The sequence below is a fragment of the Arthrobacter sp. MYb213 genome (assembly GCF_002979915.1).
GTDB lineage: Bacteria > Actinomycetota > Actinomycetes > Actinomycetales > Micrococcaceae > Glutamicibacter.
The window spans coordinates 83,257-102,027 of record NZ_PCQA01000002.1; the positions used below are offsets into that span (position 1 = coordinate 83,257).

The 18,771-nt window shown below is 56.7% G+C and carries 20 protein-coding genes; 13 read left to right on the forward strand and 7 right to left on the reverse strand.

Going from position 1 to position 18,771, the window contains the following annotated elements:
* Positions 1 to 130: 130 nt before the first annotated feature.
* The 6 genes from CQ011_RS04665 to CQ011_RS04690 all read left to right on the forward strand — a co-directional run bounded on the left by CQ011_RS04665 (position 131) and on the right by CQ011_RS04690 (position 6,931).
* Positions 131 to 1,474 (forward strand): glutamyl-tRNA reductase, encoded by a 1,344-nt coding sequence (locus CQ011_RS04665; RefSeq protein WP_105675178.1) that lies wholly within the window; start codon positions 131 to 133, stop codon positions 1,472 to 1,474.
* A 134-nt stretch (positions 1,475 to 1,608) separates the two neighbouring features.
* A complete protein-coding gene (locus CQ011_RS04670) occupies positions 1,609 to 2,232 on the forward strand; it encodes a TetR/AcrR family transcriptional regulator (protein ID WP_105675180.1) in 624 nt (207 codons plus the stop codon).
* A gap of 64 nt (positions 2,233 to 2,296) precedes the next feature.
* Positions 2,297 to 2,518 (forward strand): DUF3107 domain-containing protein, encoded by a 222-nt coding sequence (locus CQ011_RS04675; RefSeq protein ID WP_105675182.1) that lies wholly within the window; start codon positions 2,297 to 2,299, stop codon positions 2,516 to 2,518.
* Positions 2,519 to 2,620: 102 nt separating this feature from the next.
* Positions 2,621 to 4,087, forward strand: coding sequence for an RNB domain-containing ribonuclease (locus CQ011_RS04680; protein WP_286161091.1), 1,467 nt, complete (start codon positions 2,621 to 2,623; stop codon positions 4,085 to 4,087).
* A gap of 268 nt (positions 4,088 to 4,355) precedes the next feature.
* Positions 4,356 to 5,975 (forward strand): DEAD/DEAH box helicase, encoded by a 1,620-nt coding sequence (locus tag CQ011_RS04685; protein ID WP_105675186.1) that lies wholly within the window; start codon positions 4,356 to 4,358, stop codon positions 5,973 to 5,975.
* 110 nt (positions 5,976 to 6,085) lie between these two features.
* On the forward strand, positions 6,086 to 6,931 hold the full coding sequence (locus CQ011_RS04690; protein ID WP_105676104.1) for a DNA-methyltransferase: 846 nt from the start codon (positions 6,086 to 6,088) through the stop codon (positions 6,929 to 6,931).
* Here the strand turns inward: CQ011_RS04690 and CQ011_RS04695 are convergent.
* Positions 6,916 to 7,761, reverse strand: coding sequence for a PHP domain-containing protein (locus CQ011_RS04695; protein ID WP_105675189.1), 846 nt, complete (start codon positions 7,759 to 7,761; stop codon positions 6,916 to 6,918). The genes CQ011_RS04690 and CQ011_RS04695 overlap by 16 nt on opposite strands.
* A 66-nt stretch (positions 7,762 to 7,827) precedes the next feature.
* On the opposite strand from CQ011_RS04695, the gene CQ011_RS04700 reads away from it, so the two are divergent.
* A complete protein-coding gene (locus CQ011_RS04700; RefSeq protein ID WP_105675191.1) occupies positions 7,828 to 9,375 on the forward strand; it encodes an aminopeptidase P family protein in 1,548 nt (515 codons plus the stop codon).
* Positions 9,376 to 9,544: 169 nt separating this feature from the next.
* Here the strand turns inward: CQ011_RS04700 and CQ011_RS04705 are convergent, their stop codons facing one another.
* Positions 9,545 to 10,432 carry a YflT domain-containing protein gene (locus CQ011_RS04705; protein ID WP_181147995.1) on the reverse strand — a complete coding sequence of 296 codons (888 nt, stop codon included), beginning with the start codon at positions 10,430 to 10,432 and terminating at the stop codon, positions 9,545 to 9,547.
* Between the two features lie 132 nt (positions 10,433 to 10,564).
* On the opposite strand from CQ011_RS04705, the gene CQ011_RS04710 reads away from it, so the two are divergent.
* Genes CQ011_RS04710 through CQ011_RS04720 form a run of 3 tightly spaced genes read left to right on the forward strand, consistent with a single transcriptional unit; the run spans position 10,565 to position 13,571 of the window.
* A complete protein-coding gene (locus tag CQ011_RS04710; RefSeq protein WP_105675193.1) occupies positions 10,565 to 11,815 on the forward strand; it encodes a magnesium transporter MgtE N-terminal domain-containing protein in 1,251 nt (416 codons plus the stop codon).
* A gap of 47 nt (positions 11,816 to 11,862) precedes the next feature.
* Positions 11,863 to 12,468, forward strand: a complete 606-nt coding sequence (locus tag CQ011_RS04715; RefSeq protein ID WP_105675195.1) for a DUF1003 domain-containing protein — start codon at positions 11,863 to 11,865, stop codon at positions 12,466 to 12,468.
* The gene (locus tag CQ011_RS04720; protein WP_105675197.1) at positions 12,468 to 13,571 is read left to right on the forward strand and encodes an Mrp/NBP35 family ATP-binding protein; all 1,104 of its coding nucleotides are present in this window, start codon (positions 12,468 to 12,470) and stop codon (positions 13,569 to 13,571) included. The genes CQ011_RS04715 and CQ011_RS04720 overlap by 1 nt, the downstream gene beginning before the upstream one ends.
* A 7-nt stretch (positions 13,572 to 13,578) precedes the next feature.
* Here the strand turns inward: CQ011_RS04720 and CQ011_RS04725 are convergent, their stop codons facing one another.
* Complete coding sequence (locus tag CQ011_RS04725; RefSeq protein WP_096255982.1) at positions 13,579 to 13,971, reverse strand: sec-independent translocase; 393 nt, start codon at positions 13,969 to 13,971, stop codon at positions 13,579 to 13,581.
* Between the two features lie 67 nt (positions 13,972 to 14,038).
* Complete coding sequence (sigE, locus tag CQ011_RS04730; RefSeq protein WP_105675199.1) at positions 14,039 to 14,662, reverse strand: RNA polymerase sigma factor SigE; 624 nt, start codon at positions 14,660 to 14,662, stop codon at positions 14,039 to 14,041.
* A gap of 142 nt (positions 14,663 to 14,804) precedes the next feature.
* Here sigE and CQ011_RS04735 point away from each other — a divergent pair, with 142 nt between their 5' ends.
* Entirely contained in the window at positions 14,805 to 15,464 is a 660-nt protein-coding gene (locus CQ011_RS04735) for an O-methyltransferase (protein WP_105675202.1), read from the forward strand.
* Between the two features lie 72 nt (positions 15,465 to 15,536).
* Here CQ011_RS04735 and CQ011_RS04740 read toward each other — a convergent pair whose 3' ends face one another.
* The 3 genes from CQ011_RS04740 to CQ011_RS04750 form a co-directional block, all read right to left on the reverse strand.
* Positions 15,537 to 15,704 carry a DUF3117 domain-containing protein gene (locus CQ011_RS04740; RefSeq protein ID WP_096255978.1) on the reverse strand — a complete coding sequence of 56 codons (168 nt, stop codon included), beginning with the start codon at positions 15,702 to 15,704 and terminating at the stop codon, positions 15,537 to 15,539.
* Positions 15,705 to 15,830: 126 nt separating this feature from the next.
* Positions 15,831 to 16,175 carry a DivIVA domain-containing protein gene (locus CQ011_RS04745; RefSeq protein ID WP_105675204.1) on the reverse strand — a complete coding sequence of 115 codons (345 nt, stop codon included), beginning with the start codon at positions 16,173 to 16,175 and terminating at the stop codon, positions 15,831 to 15,833.
* Positions 16,176 to 16,177: 2 nt separating this feature from the next.
* A complete protein-coding gene (locus CQ011_RS04750; protein WP_105675206.1) occupies positions 16,178 to 16,960 on the reverse strand; it encodes an LOG family protein in 783 nt (260 codons plus the stop codon).
* Positions 16,961 to 17,095: 135 nt separating this feature from the next.
* Here CQ011_RS04750 and CQ011_RS04755 point away from each other — a divergent pair, with 135 nt between their 5' ends.
* Both CQ011_RS04755 and CQ011_RS04760 read left to right on the forward strand, forming a co-directional pair.
* Positions 17,096 to 17,869 carry an amino acid ABC transporter ATP-binding protein gene (locus CQ011_RS04755; RefSeq protein ID WP_105675208.1) on the forward strand — a complete coding sequence of 258 codons (774 nt, stop codon included), beginning with the start codon at positions 17,096 to 17,098 and terminating at the stop codon, positions 17,867 to 17,869.
* 34 nt (positions 17,870 to 17,903) lie between these two features.
* Positions 17,904 to 18,734: a glutamate ABC transporter substrate-binding protein gene (locus tag CQ011_RS04760; RefSeq protein ID WP_105675210.1), complete on the forward strand. Its 831-nt coding sequence runs from the start codon at positions 17,904 to 17,906 to the stop codon at positions 18,732 to 18,734.
* The last annotated feature ends 37 nt before the right edge of the window (positions 18,735 to 18,771 follow it).

Below are 18,771 nucleotides of genomic sequence, written 5' to 3' on the forward strand. Positions count from 1 at the left end.
CTGGAGTGTAAAAGGCCATTTACTCCGTTCACCGACAGATGAAGGTGAGCAACCTAACTGCGTGAAAATACGTGATCTTAGGTTCGCCTGCGTTGTTTGGACCCCTATTTCGGCCTACTCTGGGGACATTGTGGTTTTCTTATCTCTTGTTGCATCGCATTCACAGCTCGATTTGGAGACCGTGGCACAACTTAGCGCCTCGGCCAACGGGCTAGCCGCCGCCTCTACCAATGGGTCGGCGGTGATTAATGGTGCCGTCGTGTTGGCGACATGCAACCGTTTTGAGGTTTATGCCGACGTGGAAAACGTCGAAGAAGCAACCGAGCAGTTAGTTAACGAACTAGCTGCGAATACCGAGCTCTCCGCAGATTTCCTCACTCGACGACTGACCGCGCTTGAAGGCGAACCGGTGATCAGCCATCTCTTCTCGGTAGGAGCCGGACTTGATAGTGCTGTCGTGGGAGAACGCGAAATCGCCGGTCAGGTCCGCCGTGCTCTGACCCAGGCGCAGCAAGAAAAAACCACCACCAGCAACCTCACCCGACTTTTCCAGAACGCCACACGCGCTGCGAAGGATGTTGGAAGTCGGACGCAACTTGGTTCACAGGGCAAGTCGGTTGTTTCGGTCGCTTTAGACCTCGCCGAAGAATTGATGAACGAAAACCGTAGCTGGGAAGACCAAGACATTGTCTTGTTCGGTACCGGATCCTATGCCGGCGCAACGATCGCATTGCTCAAGGAACGTGGAGTGAAGCGCATTAGCGTCTACTCACATTCCGGACGCGCCGCCGATTTTACCGATAAGCGTGGCGGTTTCCCGTTGAGCAACGAACAGTTGCCACAGGCACTGCGTGAATCGGATGTCATCATCGGTTGTTCCGGTGGCGGAAATCGCTTGGACAGTGCGGCCCTGACCGAACTGCGCGTCAAGGGCCATTCACTGATCGCCATCGACATGGCGCTCACCAATGACTTTGACCCGGCCTTGGCTCAGCTCGACGGCGTGGATCTAATCACCCTCGAATCGGTGCGCATGGCCGCGCCGACCGAACAGGCTCTGGCCGTGCATGACGCGACCAGGATCGTGACCCAGGCTGCCAGAGAGTTCTCCGCTTCTCAGCGCGAACGCGAAGCCGATCATGCGATCGTCGCTCTGCGTGCACACACCAAAACGGTTCTTGATTCCGAGGTAGCTAAGGTCCGTGCCCAGCACGGTTGTACCGCCGCTGCCGAAGAAGTTGAATTGGCAATGCGTCGAATGATGCGCCAGCTGCTCCATGTCCCCACCGTGCGTGCACGTGAGTTGGCTGCCCAAGGCCGTACCGACGAATATGTCGCGGCTCTTGAGACTCTCTACGGTCTTGACCTGAGTGAGCCACTGGGCAATACCACCGCGCTAAGCACCACTACCGTGCAATCGCCTTCGGCTGAAGATGTCAGCTGTCCGGCAGTACCTGCCGAACAAAGCGCATAAGCACAATAGACACCCTGCCTTTACCGGCGCTTTTTTCCTCGCAACGTGGAATACTACTTGCTAGTAGGAGCTGGTTTTACGTGCGGACAACTCGCATGTGGCTTTCGCACACGGCAGGTTGAAAGGTCAAAATCATGGCGGAACTTGGGGAAATTAAAAGTCCACGCACGCAACGAATGCCTCGTGAAGCGCGCCGTCGCCAGTTACTTCAAGCAGCTCACCAGGTCTTCGTAGCCCATGGTTACCATGGCGCCTCAATGGATGAGATTGCCGAAGTTGCACTGGTTTCCAAACCAGTTCTTTACCAGCATTTCCCCGGCAAGCGCGAGCTCTACCTAGCCCTCTTGGATTCGCATCTGGCCGACTTCACAAAGCTGCTCGACGATGCCATCGCCTCAACCGACGATAACCGGCAACGAGTCTTTGAGACGATTAATACCTATTACCAGTACATCAAGCGTGAGTCCCAGGCGTATCGGCTCATTTTTGAATCAGACGTACTATCCGATCCACTGATTTCGGCGCGCATCGAAGAGTTCAATAATGCTCTGGCCATTTCCATTTCGAAGGTGGTCGTCAAAGACACCGACCTGAATGAAGATGAAGGATTATTGATTGGTCGCGCGCTAGCCGGACTGTCACAGGTTTCCGCACGTTACTGGGCCACCAGCGACGAACCAGTTGATCAAGAAACCGCGGTGGATCTGATCTCACGTTTAGCTTGGCGCGGAATTTCACGGTTCCCGAAGGAAAACTAGTTAGATTTGTTTTAGAGGCCCCCAGACGGGACTCGTAATTCTTTCGAGAGGATCATTGACAATCATGGAAATCCGGATTGGCATTCAGAATGTAGCCCGTGAAGTCGTACTCGAATCCGAGCTAAGCAACGCCGAAGTGAATGAGGCCGTCTCCAAGGCGATCTCTGAGGGCAGCGTGCTCTCGATGAAGGATCCTAAGGGCCGCGAGGTGCTAATCCCAGCAGCCGGAATCGCCTATGTCGAGGTTGGTCCCGAAGAGACTCGTCGCGTAGGTTTCGCACACTAGACAACCTTTAGCTTTACCCCTCGTGGTCGTTCCAATATTTTGGGGCGGCCACGAGGCGTTTAAGCGTGCTTCACATCACACATTTGTGATAATCCTAGATATGTGACTAATCCACGGATCTATAGCCCTCGCAAACATGCCGCCGTCAACCTGGACGAGCTACTGCTCGCACTGGAAAAGGAGCTCGAAGTTCCCGCGCCCTTTGACCAAGCCGCGTTAGCCGCGGCAGAGGAAGCGGTAGCCAACTTAGCTCCTGCGCCTCATGACGATACGGCACTCCCGTTCTTCACCATTGATCCCGAAGGCGCCACCGATCTGGACCAAGCGATGTACCTAGAACGCGCCGGCGAGGGGTACGTGGTGAATTACGCAATCGCCGACGTTCCGGCGTTTGTGCAACTGGGCAGCACACTGGATGAAGTCACCAGATCACGCGGTCAGACTTTTTACCTACCGCACCGCAAGGTCAGCCTGCACCCACCGTTGATCTCTGAAGATCAAGGTTCGTTGCTTGCCGGACAGGTACGCCGAGTCTTCCTATGGCGCATCAGCCTAAATCACAACGGCGCGATCACCGACGTTGTGCTTACCCGCACCATGATCAAATCCCGTGAACAACTCGATTACCACACGGCCCAACAAAAGTTCGACGCTTCCCAGGGCGGCGAGCAATTAGAACTCCTTGCCGAAATTGGTGCACTGCGCATCAAACAAGAACGCCTGCGTGGCGGTGCGTCACTGAACCTTCCCGATCAAGAAGTCCAACCTGAGGCCAACGGTTACAAACTTGTCAGCGGCCAATCTTTGCCGTTGGAAGATTACAACGCCCAAATTTCCTTGCTCACCGGAATTGCCGCGGCACGCATCATGCTCGATCACGGCACCGGAATCTTGCGCACCATGCCCGCGCCAGATGAAAAAGATCTCGCCGAATTTACCGAGCAGACCCGCCTACTTGGCTGCCCTTGGGACCGGAAACTCAGCTACGGCGAGTACCTACGCACTCTAGACGTGAATGATCCGCGGCAACTGGTGATTATGCATCGGGCGGCATCGCTCTTTCGCGGAGCCGACTACGACGTGCTCAACGGCCAAGACGAAGCGGACCTGGAGCAGGCGGCAATCGCAGCACCCTACGCGCACACCACCGCGCCACTGCGCCGATTGGTGGATCGCTTCGTCTTGCTATGTTGTGATCTACAGGCAAACAACCAGCCAATTCCCGACGAGCTCAACGAAGCCTTAGAACAGCTGCCCGGACTAATGCGTGAAAGCTCCATCGCGACGAATCGAGTCTCCAATGCGGCCATTGATCTGATCGAAGCGTATGTGCTGCAGCACCGTATCGGGGAAAAATTTGAGGCAATAGTGCTTCGCGAAGCCACCGGCACACACAATGGTGACCCCGAGCAGAGCGAGGCTAAAAGCCGACCGGGCAATTTGCAACTGGTCAGCGAACCGATCACCGGACAGTTCACCGGCAGCGCCAAGCCAGGCACCTTGGTGACCGTGGTGCTTCGCCTCGCCGATCCGGTCACACGCAAGATCATGTTCGACATTCTGCCCTAGACCCGCCAGCCTACGGGAAACCGGTGTATACCGGCTATGCTTGGGCTATCACTATTTAGGATGCCCGGTCGCACCGTGCTGAACGACGAGAACAGTTTCGTGGTGACTTCCCAGCGGTCACCATCCCGACATCCGCCCTTGGTGGCAGATGACGTGTATGACGCGATCGGCTCCGCTGGCCCCGCACCGGTAAGGTGAGCGCCCCCTGAACGTTCAGGGCTGACAACACACATACCAGTGCCACAAATGAAACGAGAACACACACATCGTGACCGACACGACGCTATCGACCGAACAGGTCGAACTCCCCGAACCAATCGATACCGCCGAGGTTGAACTACCTAAGCAGACCTTCTCCGAGCTCAAGGTCCGCGACGACATCGTCGCTTCGCTGCTCGAAGCCGGTATTGAGTATCCCTTCCCGATCCAGGCGCTCACCCTTCCGGTAGCCCTGGGCGGCAACGACATTATCGGCCAGGCCAAGACCGGTACCGGTAAAACTCTCGGCTTTGGTATCCCAGCCCTGCAGCGTGTCATCCGCGAAGGCGACAAGGGTTACGCCGACCTGCCATTCCCCGGCGCACCACAGGCACTGATCGTAGCTCCAACCCGCGAGTTGGCCATCCAGGTTGGCGCCGATTTGGCTCAGGCTTCGAAGCACTCGAACATTTCGATCACCACCATTTACGGTGGCCGTCCCTACGAAGAGCAGATCAACGCGCTCAAGGCCGGCACCGACGTCATCGTTGGTACCCCAGGACGACTGATCGACCTGAACCGTCAGCGTGTACTGAACCTCAAGCAGATCAAGACCGTGGTCCTCGACGAGGCCGACGAGATGCTAGATCTAGGATTCCTGCCAGATGTTGAACGCATCTTGGCTGCGTTGCCACCGGTACGTCAGGCAATGCTGTTCTCCGCCACCATGCCCGGCGCCGTCATCACCATGGCACGACGCTACATGTCGCGTCCCACCCACATTCGTGCCACCGACCCCGGGGATGATGATTCGCTGACCAAGCGCAACATCCGCCAGCTGGTCTACCGCGCACACAACCTGGACAAAGATGAGATGGTCGCCCGCATGCTGCAGGCCGAAGGCCGCGGCAAGACGATCATTTTCACCCAGACCAAGCGTTCGGCTGCAAAGCTCACCGATGAACTCATCGATCGCGGTTTCAACGCTGGTGCATTGCACGGTGACTTGGGCCAGGGAGCCCGCGAGCAGTCGCTGAAGGCTTTCCGCGCAGGCAAGGTAGAAATCCTTGTCGCCACCGACGTCGCAGCCCGCGGCATCGACGTGGATGACGTGACCCACGTGGTCAACCTGCAGTGCCCCGATGATGAGAAGACCTACCTGCACCGTGTGGGACGTACCGGCCGTGCCGGTAATGACGGCATCGCCGTCACCTTCGTGGACTGGGATTCGGTACCTCGCTGGTCGTTGATCAACAAGGCGCTGGGCCTGAACGTGCCAGAGCCAGTGGAGACCTACTCCTCTTCGCCGCACTTCTTTGCCGACCTGGATATTCCTAAGGGAACCAAGGGCCGTTTGCAGCGCGCCAAGAAGACCGCACCCGCAGAGGGTGACGGCTCGCCACGTCGCGAACGCAGTGACCGTAGCGAGCGCACCCCACGTCGCCGTAGCAGTGGTAACCGCAGCCGCACGCGCACCGTCGAAGGTCAGCAGCCGGCAGAAGATGGCGCAAACCGTCACGGCCACTCCAAGGGCAAGCAAGACCGCCCGGCTCGTGAAGGCGAACGTCACCGCCACACCAATCAGCCTGAGAGCCAGTCAACCAATGACGCCGGCTCCGAGCAGTCGGCCAACGAACGTCGTCGACCACGCCGCCGCACGCGTAGCACCGAGGGTGGAACGCAGGACTAATAGGTTCTTAGTTTCTCTTCTTCTTCCGAAAGGATCGCGTACCAACGGTGCACGCTCAACCGCACAATTCCGCTTTGCCTGAAACCGGTGTGCCAGCAGTAAATGCTGGCATGCCGGCTCAGGAAAACACCGTGTTGCATGGTGACAATATGAAGGCTTTGTCGGCGTTACCCGACGAATCTTTCACCCTGATCTACGTTGACCCGCCGTTTAACACCGGCAGGAAACAGACCCGAGCACAGCGCACCATGGTGCGCGCCGCCGAGGGCGAAGGTGACCGCGTAGGTTTTAAAGGCTTGTCTTACAACACCGAGCTGGGTTCTGCCCGCTCGTACCATGACAGCTTTGATGACTACCTCAGCTTTATCGAGCCCAGGCTTTTGCAGGCGTACCGATTGCTTGCCGAAGACGGCACGCTGTATGTGCATCTGGATTACCGCGAGGTGCACTACGTCAAGGTGTTACTGGACCAGATTTTTGGTCGCGAGAACTTCTTGAACGAACTGATCTGGGCCTACGATTACGGGGCACGGGCTAAGAGCAGGTGGCCGGCTAAACACGACACCATCTTGGTCTATGTGAAAAATGTGAAGAAGTACCACTTCGATTCGGCAGAGGTGGACCGCGAACCATATATGGCTCCCGGTCTAGTCACCCCTGAGAAGCGCGCCTTAGGCAAACTTCCCACCGATGTCTGGTGGCACACCATTGTTTCGCCCACGGGCAAGGAGAAGACCGGTTACCCCACGCAGAAACCCGAAGGGATTCTGCGTCGGATTATCGCCGCATCTTCACGCCCCGGAGACTGGGTTTTGGACTTCTTTGCAGGCTCCGGCACCACCGGAGCGGTGGCGGCTAAGTTGGATCGACGCTTCGTGTTGATCGATCAGAATCCGGAAGCCATCGAGGTGATGCGTTCCCGACTACCGGAAACCACCACCTACAGCGAAGCCTGAGATCCGCTTCCAGCGTCAAGAATTCGTTGTAACATGTCCGGCTCGGTGAGATTCTCACCGAGCCGGTTCAGTTTTCCGGCCCCGTGATAGTCCGAGGAACCGGTGATAATCAGATCATTTTTCTGGGCCAAAGAAGTCAGAAATTTCTTTCCTTCCTCACTGTTGTCCCGATGGTGGATTTCCACTCCGGCGAGGCCGGCGTCGATCATGTCGTGGAAGGTTTCTTCTGGCACCACACGACCGCGCAGGTTCGCCATAGGGTGGGCAAAAATCGGCACTCCCCCGGCTTCGAGAACTAAACGCACCGCGTCGCGTGGATCAATAGACGGGTGGGAGACGTAATAGCGTGAACGTGAAGACAAGATATTGGCAAAAGCGTCATTGCGGCTTTCCACTACCCCGGCGGTGACCAAGGCGTCGGCAATATGTGGTCGGCCCACCGTGGCACCTGGCTGACAATGGGCGGAGACCAAATCCCAGCTCACCGGATAATCTTCGGCAAGTCGCTCAACAATACGCTGGGCGCGAATCACCCGTGAATTACGCGAAATTTCAAGTTCTTTGAGCAACGGCAGGTACTCCGGGTCTTGCAAATAGCACAGCAGGTGCACGCTGATCCCCTGATGGTCCTGGCAGGTGATCTCCATGCCAGGGATAAAACCCACGCCAAGCTTTTGCGCCGTCGCCCGCGCTGGGGCCCAACCGGCGGTTTGATCATGGTCTGTCAGGGCCACCACATCTAAGCCCGCCTGCGCCGCAGCCTCGATCAGCTCTTCGGGGCGCTGGGTCCCATCGGAAACATTTGAGTGGGTGTGCAGGTCAATTCGCATATGACTAGATTAGCGCGACCGGTGGCACTTTGCCCGGAGGCCCGAATCGGTGACACACTAAGAAGTATGACCAATCAAGTTTCTTCGCCTTCGGGCAATGACCAGCCGCTCGAAGATCGTGTCAACAATCGTTCCCAGCGCCCCACCTCGGATGTTTTCAAAACTTTCATGGCTTCATCTTGGGCGCCAGACACCTCACCGCTTCCAGCAGAAGATCCTGCCGCCAGCTTTGCAGCCACCCGCCGTGCCGCGCTTTCCGCACAGTTCCCAGGCGAACGCCTGGTCGTTCCTGCAGGCCCAGCCAAGGTTCGTTCCAACGACACGGATTACCGTTTCCGTCCACACTCGGCCTTCGCACACCTGACCGGGTTAGGCGTTGACCACGAACCAGACGCCGTACTGGTGTTGGAGCCCACCGATGACGGTGCCGGAGATCAGGGTGGCAACCACGCCGCGACGCTGTACTTCGCCCCGATGGCAGGGCGTGACTCCTCGGACTTCTACCTCGACTCCCGCGCCGGTGAATTCTGGGTGGGCCCACGTCCAACCCTTTCCACCATGTCTGCCCGCACCGGTATGCCTACCGAGTCCTTGGACATGTTAGAAAATGCGCTCACCAAAAACTCTGGCCCGCAGGCGCTCGGCGGCATCCGCCTACGTTTGATGCGCGATGTTGATCTCAACGTAGAAGCGTTAGTCGACACCTCCCGGATCAACACCGGACAGGACCTTGAGGCCAGCGACGCACTTGATAACGAACTTTCAGAATTCGTTTCCGAGCTGCGTCTGGTCAAGGACGAGTACGAGGTAGCCGAACTGCAAAAGTCGGTTGATGCCACGATCGCCGGATTCGAAGATGTCGTGCGCAACCTGGATGCGGCCATCGCCCACCAGCGTGGCGAACGCATCATTGAGGGCACCTTCTTTGCCCGCGCCCGCCTAGAAGGCAATGAACTGGGCTACGACACCATCGCCGCCTCGGGCAACAACGCGACGATCTTGCACTGGATCCGCAACACCGGTTCGGTCAGCGAAGGCGAAGTGCTCTTGCTAGACGCCGGCGTCGAAGCCGAGTCTTTGTACACCGCGGACATCACCCGTTCCTTGCCAGTCTCCGGTAAGTACACCGAGGTGCAGCGCAAGGTCTACCAGGCCGTACTAGACGCGGCTGATGCCGCCTACGCAGCGGTCCGTCCGGGACTCAAATTCCGCGACCTGCACGTCATTGCCACCACGGTCTTGGCCGAACGCCTGCAGGACTGGGGTCTGCTCCCCGTTTCCTTGGAAGAGGCGCTCTCCCCCGAAGGTCAGCACCACCGTCGCTGGATGCCACACGGCACCAGCCACCACCTCGGTCTGGATGTCCACGACTGCGCTCAGGCACGTGCGGATCTCTACCTTGACGCGGAACTTGTCGAGGGCATGGTCTTCACCATCGAGCCAGGGCTGTACTTCAAGAACGAAGACCTCGCGATTCCAGAGGAATACCGCGGTCTTGGCGTACGCATCGAAGACGACATCTTAGTTACCGCCGATGGCGCGGTAAATCTTTCGGCAGCGCTTCCACGCAAGCCTGAAGAAGTTGAAGCCTGGATGGCAAAACTTCGTAGCTAATCATTCGTAGCCTCGTAGTAAAACGATGGGCGGTTCAGAGTCTCTGTGAGATTCTGAACCGCCCATCGTTTTGTTATTCTTCAGCCCATCGCCCGGGAACAAGGATCCTTCTGGCAGCGTCAAAGCCCGCCATGAAATCACTCATGACGGGCTTTGATGGTGCTGAAGTTTACTGCTGTTTTGGTTCTTCTGAAGACTTAGCGTCGCCTTCCGGCTCGGCTGGTGCCTCTGCTGCTTCAGGCTTCACTGCAGGCTGCGCTGCCGTCGGCTCGGCAGCTTCAGGCTTCACCGCAGGCTGGGCTACCGTCGGCTCGGCGGCTGCAACATCGGCGTTCTGCGGCTGCTCAGGGGCTGCCGATTTTGGTTCGTCAACACGCACACCATAACGTGGGCGGCCATCGGGAAGATCATTAAACTGGCTGGTTGGCGCGGGCTGCGCCGTCGGCGCTTGTGCCGGGGCTTGTGCCGGGGCTTGCACGCCATCGGTAGTAACCGGAGGCTGCGGCTGCACCGGGGCCACCGGCGGCTGAACCGGTTGAACCGGCTGCTGCGCTGCGGAAGCCTGTTGCGGGCGCATTGGCAACTGAGAAGCCATCTGACGGGCCGCCTGTGCGTGCTCAAAGTCGACGACTACGTCGAAGCTCGTGGCGACAAATTTGCTTGAGGACGCGAAGTCACGCTTACCCCGACGGGTGGAATACGAAACCACACCGGCAATCATCCAGATCGCCATGCCTAGGCCGATGGCCGAGAGGATCTGGTACAAACCGTTTCCGGTGCCGCCAAAGAGTGAGAGCAACAATCCCACAAACAAGCCCATCATGCCGCCCTGGGCTGCACCGGCCAAGGCCACCTTAGGGTAGGACAATTTGGCGGTCACCCGCTCCACGGTACGCACGTCGTTACCGACGATGGTCACCGCAGATACTGGGAAGTTATTATCTGCAAGATAGTCCACCAGTTTCTGGGCATCCAGGTAGCTGGTGTAGCGCCCAAGTAGTTCGCCACGGGGCAAACCGTTGGGGCTGATTGAATTTACTCCATGCGGCGAGGTCATACCTATATTGTGCACGCTCTTACTGTGAGCAGGCCAAGTTGCGCACTAACTATCGCTGAGGGTGAAAGATTGGGCGCATTTCACGTGGCTCAGCACACCACCAACCGGCCTCCAGCACGCTAGGCTAGAACGGTGAGCGCACAAGTGTCTAAAATCTTTGTCGCCCGGCTTCTCGGGCTGGATGTCTTCGACCCCTTAGGCGACCGTCTAGGTCGGTTACGTGACGTCGTTGTCGTTTCGCGCGGCCCGCAGAAGGCCCCAGCCTGTGTTGGTGTCGTCGTTGAGGTGCCCGGCAAACGTCGCGTTTTTGTGCCCATGACACGAATCCAATCCATGGAATCCACACAGATCATTTGTTCTGGTCTGGTCAATATGCGTCGTTTCCAACAGCGCGGGCAGGAAATGCTCGTCGTGGCCGAAATGTTCGACCGTACGGTGACCTTCGTGGACGCGTCGGGTCGCGGACTGATCGAAGATGTCGGACTGACTCAGACCCGGCGTGGCGACTGGGAAATCAACGAGTACTACGTGCAGCGGATCGAAGTCACCAACACACTGTTGGGAATACGTAATCGACGACGCAATAAGGTGCTGGTTTCGTGGGAAGATGTGCGTCACGGTGCGCAAAGCGAACCACAATCGGCGGATAACTTCGTCGCCACTCACGATGAGATGAAGGCAGCCGACTTCGCCGACGCTCTGCACGAGATGACCGGTAAACGTCGTCTTGAGGTTGCAGCCCACCTACAAGATGATCGTCTTGCCGATGTGCTCCAGGAACTCCCGGACCGTGAACAGGTTGAAATCCTCTCCGCGCTGAGCCTTGAACGCGCCGCAGACGTGCTCGAAGAAATGGACCCGGATGACGCGGCCGACCTGTTGGCGGAGGTTTCCGAAGATACCAAACACCAACTGTTGGAATTGATGAACGAGGAAGAAGCCGAAGACGTGCGACGTCTGCTGGCCTATCCCGAAGGAACCGCCGGCTCGGTGATGACCCCGGTTCCCGTGATCCTCACCCCGGAGTCCTCGGTCGCCGAGGCTTTAGCCTCGGTACGTATGGAAGAGCTGAGTCCCGCGTTGGCATCCACCGTGTACGTGGTGCGCCCGCCGCTGGAGACTCCCACCGGACGGTACTTAGGCCAAGTTCACATTCAGGCACTGTTGCGTGCTGCTCCCCCGGAACCGCTGGGCGATATTCTTGATAAAGAACTTGAACCTATGTCTGACTTATCTAGCATTACCGATGTGGTCCGCCATTTGGCCACATATAACCTCACCTCGGTGGGCGTGGTCAATAATGAAGGTCGTCTCGTCGGTGCCATCACCGTCGATGACGTGTTGGACCACATTCTTCCCGATGACTGGCGCTCAGCGGACTAAGCCTCTCATCTTCAGCATTTTCGATCGGTAGTAAAGGAGTTCACCCCATGGCCGAACAGCGCAAGAGCAACGGACTGGATACTCCTCTTTCGGCACGGAGTCGTTTCTGGCCGAAGTTCAATCCGGATCCCGACATGTTTGGTTCCGCGACGGAGAAGTTCGCCCGTTTCATGGGCACCCCGCAATTCCTGTTCTATATGACGATCTTTTGTGCCTTCTGGCTGATCTGGAATACCGCGGCCCCCGAGGCCTGGCGCTTTGATGATGCGGCAATTGGTTTTACCGCGCTGACTCTGATGCTCTCCTTGCAGGCTTCTTATGCGGCTCCACTATTGTTGCTTGCACAAAACCGTCAGGATGACCGTGACCGTGTCTCGCTCAGTGAAGACCGCAACCGCTCGGAACGAAACCTCTACGACACCGAGTACCTGACTCGGGAACTTGCGTCGCTGCGTTTGGCCATGCGTGACGTTGCCACCCGTGACTACGTCCGTTCGGAACTGCGCAATGTGCTCGAAGAACTCTTGGAAACCGCGGATGGCGAAGAACTGCATCTGCGTGCCAAGCGGAAAAACAAGCACAGCTCACCTAATACCGGTCTGATCGACACCGTTGATTCGAACCGCTCCCAGCATCGGAAGGGCAATAACTAGTGACTGATTCGGCGGCTTTACGCCGTGCACTTGATACCGTCATCGACCCCGAGCTACGCCGACCCATCACCGAACTGGGCATGGTTGAATCCGCGCAGTTTCATGGTGGCATCGCGCAGGTCAAAGTTCTGCTGACGATTGCCGGGTGCCCGATGCGCTCAACCATCGAATCCGAGGTCACTACGGCCGTCGCAGCGGTATCCGGAGTGCAACAGGTCGAAGTCACCTTAGGTGTCATGGATCCGCACCAGCGTGCCGAACTGCGCGATCGGCTCAAGGCCAAACGCACGGTCTTCTCCGATCCAGACTCGCTAACCCGTATTATCGCGGTGGCCAGCGGCAAGGGCGGGGTAGGTAAGTCCTCTGTCACCGCAAACCTGGCCGCAGCCATGGCGGCGAACGGGCTCAAAGTTGGGTTGATCGACGCCGACGTGCACGGCTTTTCGATTCCATCACTGATGGGCATTACCCAGCCACCCACTCGTGTTGATGAGATGATTTTGCCTCCGGTAGCGCACGGCGTGAAGGTCATCTCTATCGGCATGTTCTTAGACTCAAACCAGCCGGTGATCTGGCGCGGCCCGATGCTGCACCGTGCGCTAGAACAGTTCCTCACCGATGTGTACTTTGGTGATCTGGACGTACTACTTTTGGATTTGCCCCCGGGCACCGGAGACATGGCGATCTCCGTATCCCAGCTATTGCCTAATAGTGAATTACTGGTCATCACTACCCCGCAATCTACTGCCACCGCGGTGGCCGAGCGGGCCGGGACCATCGCCTTGCAGACCAAACAAAAGGTCATTGGCGTGGTGGAGAATATGAGCTACCTCAGCCTGCCTGATGGAAGCAAGATGGAGATTTTTGGTACCGGCGGCGGTCAACGACTCAGCGAGTCGCTCAGTAGCCAATTAGAGTATTCGGTTCCATTGCTGGCGCAGTTGCCCCTGGAAGAGGCGGTCCGAGTAGGTTCCGATGAAGGTGTCCCGGTGGTATTGAGCACCCCTGAGTCTCCGGTGGCTCAATCGTTGCGTCAGCTGGCAATTAAACTAGGACAGCGACCACGCGGACTTGCCGGGCGATCGCTGCCAATGTCGTTCTAATAAATCTTTAGGTTGCTTCGGTATCGAAGGGTGCTGGCTCATTGTTAGCCAAGGGCTGCTGTTTTTGTGTAGCTATCGCCGTGCGTACCGGAGCTGCTTGCACCGCCGGGGATCCCTTGGCTGCACTGACCGCGTCATCAAATTCATCGATCAGCGCCTCTTTGATGATCCGCCGTGGATCGTATTGCCGCGGATCCAGTTTGCGCCAATCTATATCGGCAACCTCGTCGCCGACTTCTTCGCGCAGCTGTTCTTTGGCACCATTGGCCATCCTGCGAAGTTCCTTGACAAGATTCGCCAGTTTTTTGGCATACTCAGGAAGCTTCTCGGGACCCAAGATGACTACTGCGAGTACGGCGAGAATGATGAATTCTCCGCCATTAATTCCAAATAACTCCACGTATGAAAGATTACCTTGTCGGCTTCAAATGGTCGAAATCACCGCGCCATGGCTGGTGACTTATGGCTTAGCCCTGCTGTGCGGTACGCAAACCTAGTGGGATGCGTGGCAGGCTCACCGTCAGTGGGACAGGGTTTGCCGGGTTACGGTGCGCTAGAGCGTCACGCAACATGGCCCGCCCGCGGTGAATTCGCGAGCGTACGGTGCCCAATTTGACGTTGAGAATTTGTGAGACTTCTTCGTAGGAGAAACCCTCCATATCGCACAGCACAATCGCTGCGCGGAAATCTGGGGCGAGCGCCTTGAGTGCTCTGGCCACGTCCACGTCTAAGTTGTTAAATTCGAAGTCCCGCTCGGGGGTGACCGCGCTACTTGGGAAACGGTCTTCGGCGCCTTCGGCAAAACGATCAAAACGAATCTTTGACTTACGGCGTGCCTGATCCAGAAATAGATTGGTAGTGATGCGATGCAACCAGCCACCCATGGTGCCGGGAGTGTATTTTTCTAGCGCATTAAACGCGCGTACAAAGGCTTCTTGTGAAAGGTCTTCGGCGTCCTGACGATTACCGGTCAAACGGTAGGCCAAACGAAAGACCTGCTGACCATGGTCCAAGACCATCGCATTCCATGAAGGAGTTTCGGTTTCGGGACCATCGGCGGAGGCGCTGAGCTGACTTCTAAGCGTATTCACTCTTCTAGTGTCACCCGGGAAGCTGAGCTGAAGCTAAGAATCCCCTGCGCGCAGGCCAGCAATTCGGCCAACACGCACCGCTCAAGGTAGGTACGATGGTTCCCGGAGCAATCTACACTCAACCTACAAGGACCACACACTCATGCCATCGATGAATCCCGAACTCCTCGCTAGCTGGGGCTACAGCCAGAACCAGCTTCTTGAGCGCGATCATGTACTCGCGGCCCGCGAACGTGCCGCGGATCTTGGAGTTGGTTGCATCGACCCGGCAGGTCGGTCCATGCTTACGTTGTTATGCACGCTGCGCGCCCCACACAGCATCGTGGAGATCGGTTCGGGTGTCGGTGTAGCCTCGATGGCCATGCTTGAAGCCATGGGCGCCACCGGGACGCTAACAGCCATCGAATCTGATCTGGAACATGCTAATGCGATGCGCCAGGGTTTGCGCGATGCAGGCATCCTCTCAGCACGCGTCCGCATCATCAACGAACGCGCTGAGAATGTGCTCTCCAGACTCGCTGACCACGCCTATGATTTGGTACTCATCGACGCTAGTGCCGAAAACCTCTTGGATTATGTGGCCGAAGCTAAGCGCCTGGTGGGAGCCAACGGCGTTATTATCGTGAACAATGCCTTTGATGAGCACCGGTTGGCTCGCCCAGCGGTAAGGCGCGCGTCAACCGTCGCTACCCGCGACGCGCTTCGTTTGCTTCGCGAAGATCCGAAACTCCAAACTCATCTCTTCCCGAGCGAACAGGGCTTATTCGTCGCTACGGTGATTGCCGGACAACAAGCGCGGTAGATAACATCCAAAACCCGTTAACGGGAAATAGCTAAGGACCGGTCATTGAACCGGTCCTTAGCTATTTAAGTTTTATTCAGTGACCCCAACTAGACAGTTACGCAGTTCTGCAGCTTCTGCACTATTCAGCTCCACTACTAGACGCCCGCCGCCATCGATTGGCAACCGTAAGATCAGGCTTCGGCCCTCTTTAGTTACTTCCATCGGCCCGTCACCGGTACGTGGCTTCATCGCAGCCATATGAGCTGTTCCCTTCGTCCGTGGCTAACGCGCGCAACATGTATTTGCTTTGCGCACAACCCAATGTCTAAGTCCACCTTCTGCGATGATTCGTCGCTGATAAGGGACACTTATCTTCTATTATTGCTAATTTTGCGTCGTGTCGCTAATCACACGCCGTGACTCCATGTCACGAATTGTATTTTCTAACCGGGAAATCTCAGCCGAGAGGACATCCAGGGTGTCATCAACCTGATCACAGCGATAGCCTCGGAACCCGAGAGAAAACTTCACCGCATTTATATCGTTGGCTCGCGGATGCTCCGGCAACAACACCGGAGGCAAAGATGCCTCATGCTCTACTAGCCCAACGATAGGTTCATCAATTGATTCAAAGTGACGACCTGCCGGGGTGGACCTTCGCTGACTAGAAATCAGCAAGGCCACGCCGCCAACGCACAAGATTGCTAGTGCAATGAGAAAAAATGGCATAACTAACTCCGGCTCGCTGACTTCTTTTCTTTGTCCTTAACCATGTTACGCAACACAATGTCTACTGCCTCATCGGGATCGTCGGTGAGGTGGAATAGATCTAAATCTTTGGGTGAAATGGCGCGCTCTTTGGCGACAACGTCGGTAAGCCACCCGACGAGGCCGCCCCAGTATTCGGTGCCAACGAGAACGATGGGGAACCCAGTAATTTTCTGCGTTTGCACCAGTGTCAGTGCTTCGAAAAGTTCATCCAGTGTTCCGAAACCACCGGGCAGGACAATGAAGCCCTGCGAGTACTTAACGAACATTGTTTTGCGCACAAAGAAGTACCGGAAGTTGATGCCTCGATTGACCCAGGCGTTCAGTCCGGTCTCAAAAGGCAATTCAATGCCCAGCCCTACGGAAGTTCCACCAGCTTCACTGGCACCCTTGTTGGCAGCTTCCATCGCTCCGGGGCCACCGCCGGTAATGGTGATGGCGCCTGCTTGAGCCAGTCGTTGTCCAATATGGTAAGCCTGCTTGTAATAGATACTTTCGGGCTCGGTGCGTGCCGATCCGAAGACGGACACCGCCGGTCCAAGACCAGCCAGCGAGCCAAAACCTGAAACAAATTCGGATTGGATACGTAGAACGCGCCAGACGTCACTGTGCGTCACATCTTCTTGCGGGCTCTCCAGCAGGTAGTGGTCCAGTTGCTCGTCGGGCTGTTTATTTGGCCAGCTCGCTTCAACGTGGACCTTGCGCCCCGCCCGGGCATTTTCTTCACTCTTCCGCTTATGGTCCATGACCTCACTCTATCCGTATCACCCCGAGATCTGGCCCATCTAGAGACGCACGTTTAAAGAACAGTTTGATAACAACTTTTTGTGAGCTAGTCGTGACCTCGCATTATGTGCGTCACATGAAGTAATGTCTAGATTATGAAAAGCGATCATCAGACTCAAGCTTCTTCTGACGGCCCCATCGTAGAACTACGTGGGGTCAACAAGCATTATGGGGCACTACATGTTCTGAACGACATCAACCTTCAGGTCACCAAGGGCGAAGTCGTCGTCATCCTCGGACCATCCGGTTCGGGTAAGTCGACGCTGTGTCGCGCCATCAACCGACTGGAAACAATCGATGATGGAACCATCACCATTGATGGCAAGGTATTGCCCGAAGAAGGTAAGGCGCTAGCAATGCTACGCGCCGATGTAGGAATGGTCTTCCAGTCCTTCAACCTCTTTGCGCACAAGACCATCTTGGAGAACGTCACTCTTGGCCCAATCAAGGTCAAGGGCATGAAAAAAGCTGAGGCTGACAAGGTTGCGATGAAGCTGCTGGAACGCGTTGGTGTCGCCAACCAGGCTGGCAAACTTCCTGCTCAGCTTTCCGGCGGTCAGCAGCAGCGTGTGGCTATTGCCCGTGCGCTGGCAATGCGTCCAAAGGTCATGCTTTTTGACGAACCGACCAGTGCGCTGGACCCGGAGATGATCAACGAGGTGCTCGACACCATGGTTGGTCTAGCCAAGGAAGGCATGACCATGCTGGTGGTGACCCACGAGATGGGCTTCGCTCGCAAGGCTGCGGACCGCGTGATCTTCATGGCCGACGGCCAGATCGTCGAGCAGGCCACTCCAGATGAGTTCTTCACCAACCCGAAAAGTGCGCGCGCCAAGGATTTCTTGGGCAAGCTCATTACCAACCACTAAATTCCATCACCGCATTCTGTATTCAGGAGGAATCATGCGTAAGAATCGTTTAGGCGCAATCGCCGCAATGGCTGCCGTCGCAGCTTTGGCTCTCACTTCATGTGGCGGCTCTGACGCCGGTAGTGACGAGGCGGGCGACAAGGTCCGTATTGGCATTAAGTTTGACCAGCCAGGCCTGGGCTTCAAGGATGGCGACAAGTACACCGGATTCGACGTTGATGTCGCCAAGTACGTCGCCAACGAATTGGGATACTCCGAAGATAAGATCGAATTCGTTTCGGCTCCTTCGGCAAACCGCGAGACCCTGTTGGAAACCAACCAGGTTGACATGATCTTCGCGACCTACACCATCAACGATTCCCGCAAGGAACGCGTTGGCTTCGCCGGACCATACTTCATCGCCGGCCAGGACCTGTTGGTTCGCGCCGACGAAAGCTCAATCACCGGCAAGGATTCGCTTGACGGCAAGAACCTGTGCTCGGTCACCGGCTCAACCTCGGCTGAGAACGTCAAGAAGGACATCACTGGCGTGAACCTGGTCGAGCAGCAGGGCTACGCAGACTGCTTGGGTCTGTTGGAGACCGGCGGCGTTGACGCGATCACCACCGATGACATCATCCTTGCAGGCCTGGCAGCTACCGAAGCTAACAAGGGCAAGTTCAAGGTTGTTGGCAAGCCATTCTCCGAAGAGCCTTACGGTGTTGGTCTAAACAAGACCAGCGAGAAGTGCGCAGACATCAACACCGCAATCCAGAAGATGATCGATTCCGGTGACTGGAAGAAGTCGTTGGACAAGAACACCGAGGGTACCGGATACGTTCCATCGGATCTGAACCCACCTAAGGAATTTGAAGCCTGCGCATAAAGCTAAGGCAGTCATTTCATGACCAGGTGCCGCGTTC

Bases quoted from the DNA above. Each gene is read 5' to 3' on its own strand.
- CQ011_RS04670 (WP_105675180.1), top strand. From the start codon at position 1,609: ATGGCGGAACTTGGGGAAATTAAAAGTCCACGCACGCAACGAATGCCT.
- CQ011_RS04675 (WP_105675182.1), top strand. From the start codon at position 2,297: ATGGAAATCCGGATTGGCATTCAGAATGTAGCCCGTGAAGTCGTACTC.
- CQ011_RS04690 (WP_105676104.1), top strand. From the start codon at position 6,086: ATGCCGGCTCAGGAAAACACCGTGTTGCATGGTGACAATATGAAGGCT.
- CQ011_RS04695 (WP_105675189.1), bottom strand. From the start codon at position 7,761: ATGCGAATTGACCTGCACACCCACTCAAATGTTTCCGATGGGACCCAG.
- CQ011_RS04700 (WP_105675191.1), top strand. From the start codon at position 7,828: ATGACCAATCAAGTTTCTTCGCCTTCGGGCAATGACCAGCCGCTCGAA.
- CQ011_RS04705 (WP_181147995.1), bottom strand. From the start codon at position 10,432: ATGACCTCGCCGCATGGAGTAAATTCAATCAGCCCCAACGGTTTGCCC.
- CQ011_RS04715 (WP_105675195.1), top strand. From the start codon at position 11,863: ATGGCCGAACAGCGCAAGAGCAACGGACTGGATACTCCTCTTTCGGCA.
- CQ011_RS04735 (WP_105675202.1), top strand. From the start codon at position 14,805: ATGCCATCGATGAATCCCGAACTCCTCGCTAGCTGGGGCTACAGCCAG.
- CQ011_RS04740 (WP_096255978.1), bottom strand. From the start codon at position 15,704: ATGGCTGCGATGAAGCCACGTACCGGTGACGGGCCGATGGAAGTAACT.
- CQ011_RS04745 (WP_105675204.1), bottom strand. From the start codon at position 16,175: ATGCCATTTTTTCTCATTGCACTAGCAATCTTGTGCGTTGGCGGCGTG.
- CQ011_RS04750 (WP_105675206.1), bottom strand. From the start codon at position 16,960: ATGGACCATAAGCGGAAGAGTGAAGAAAATGCCCGGGCGGGGCGCAAG.
- CQ011_RS04755 (WP_105675208.1), top strand. From the start codon at position 17,096: ATGAAAAGCGATCATCAGACTCAAGCTTCTTCTGACGGCCCCATCGTA.
- CQ011_RS04760 (WP_105675210.1), top strand. From the start codon at position 17,904: ATGCGTAAGAATCGTTTAGGCGCAATCGCCGCAATGGCTGCCGTCGCA.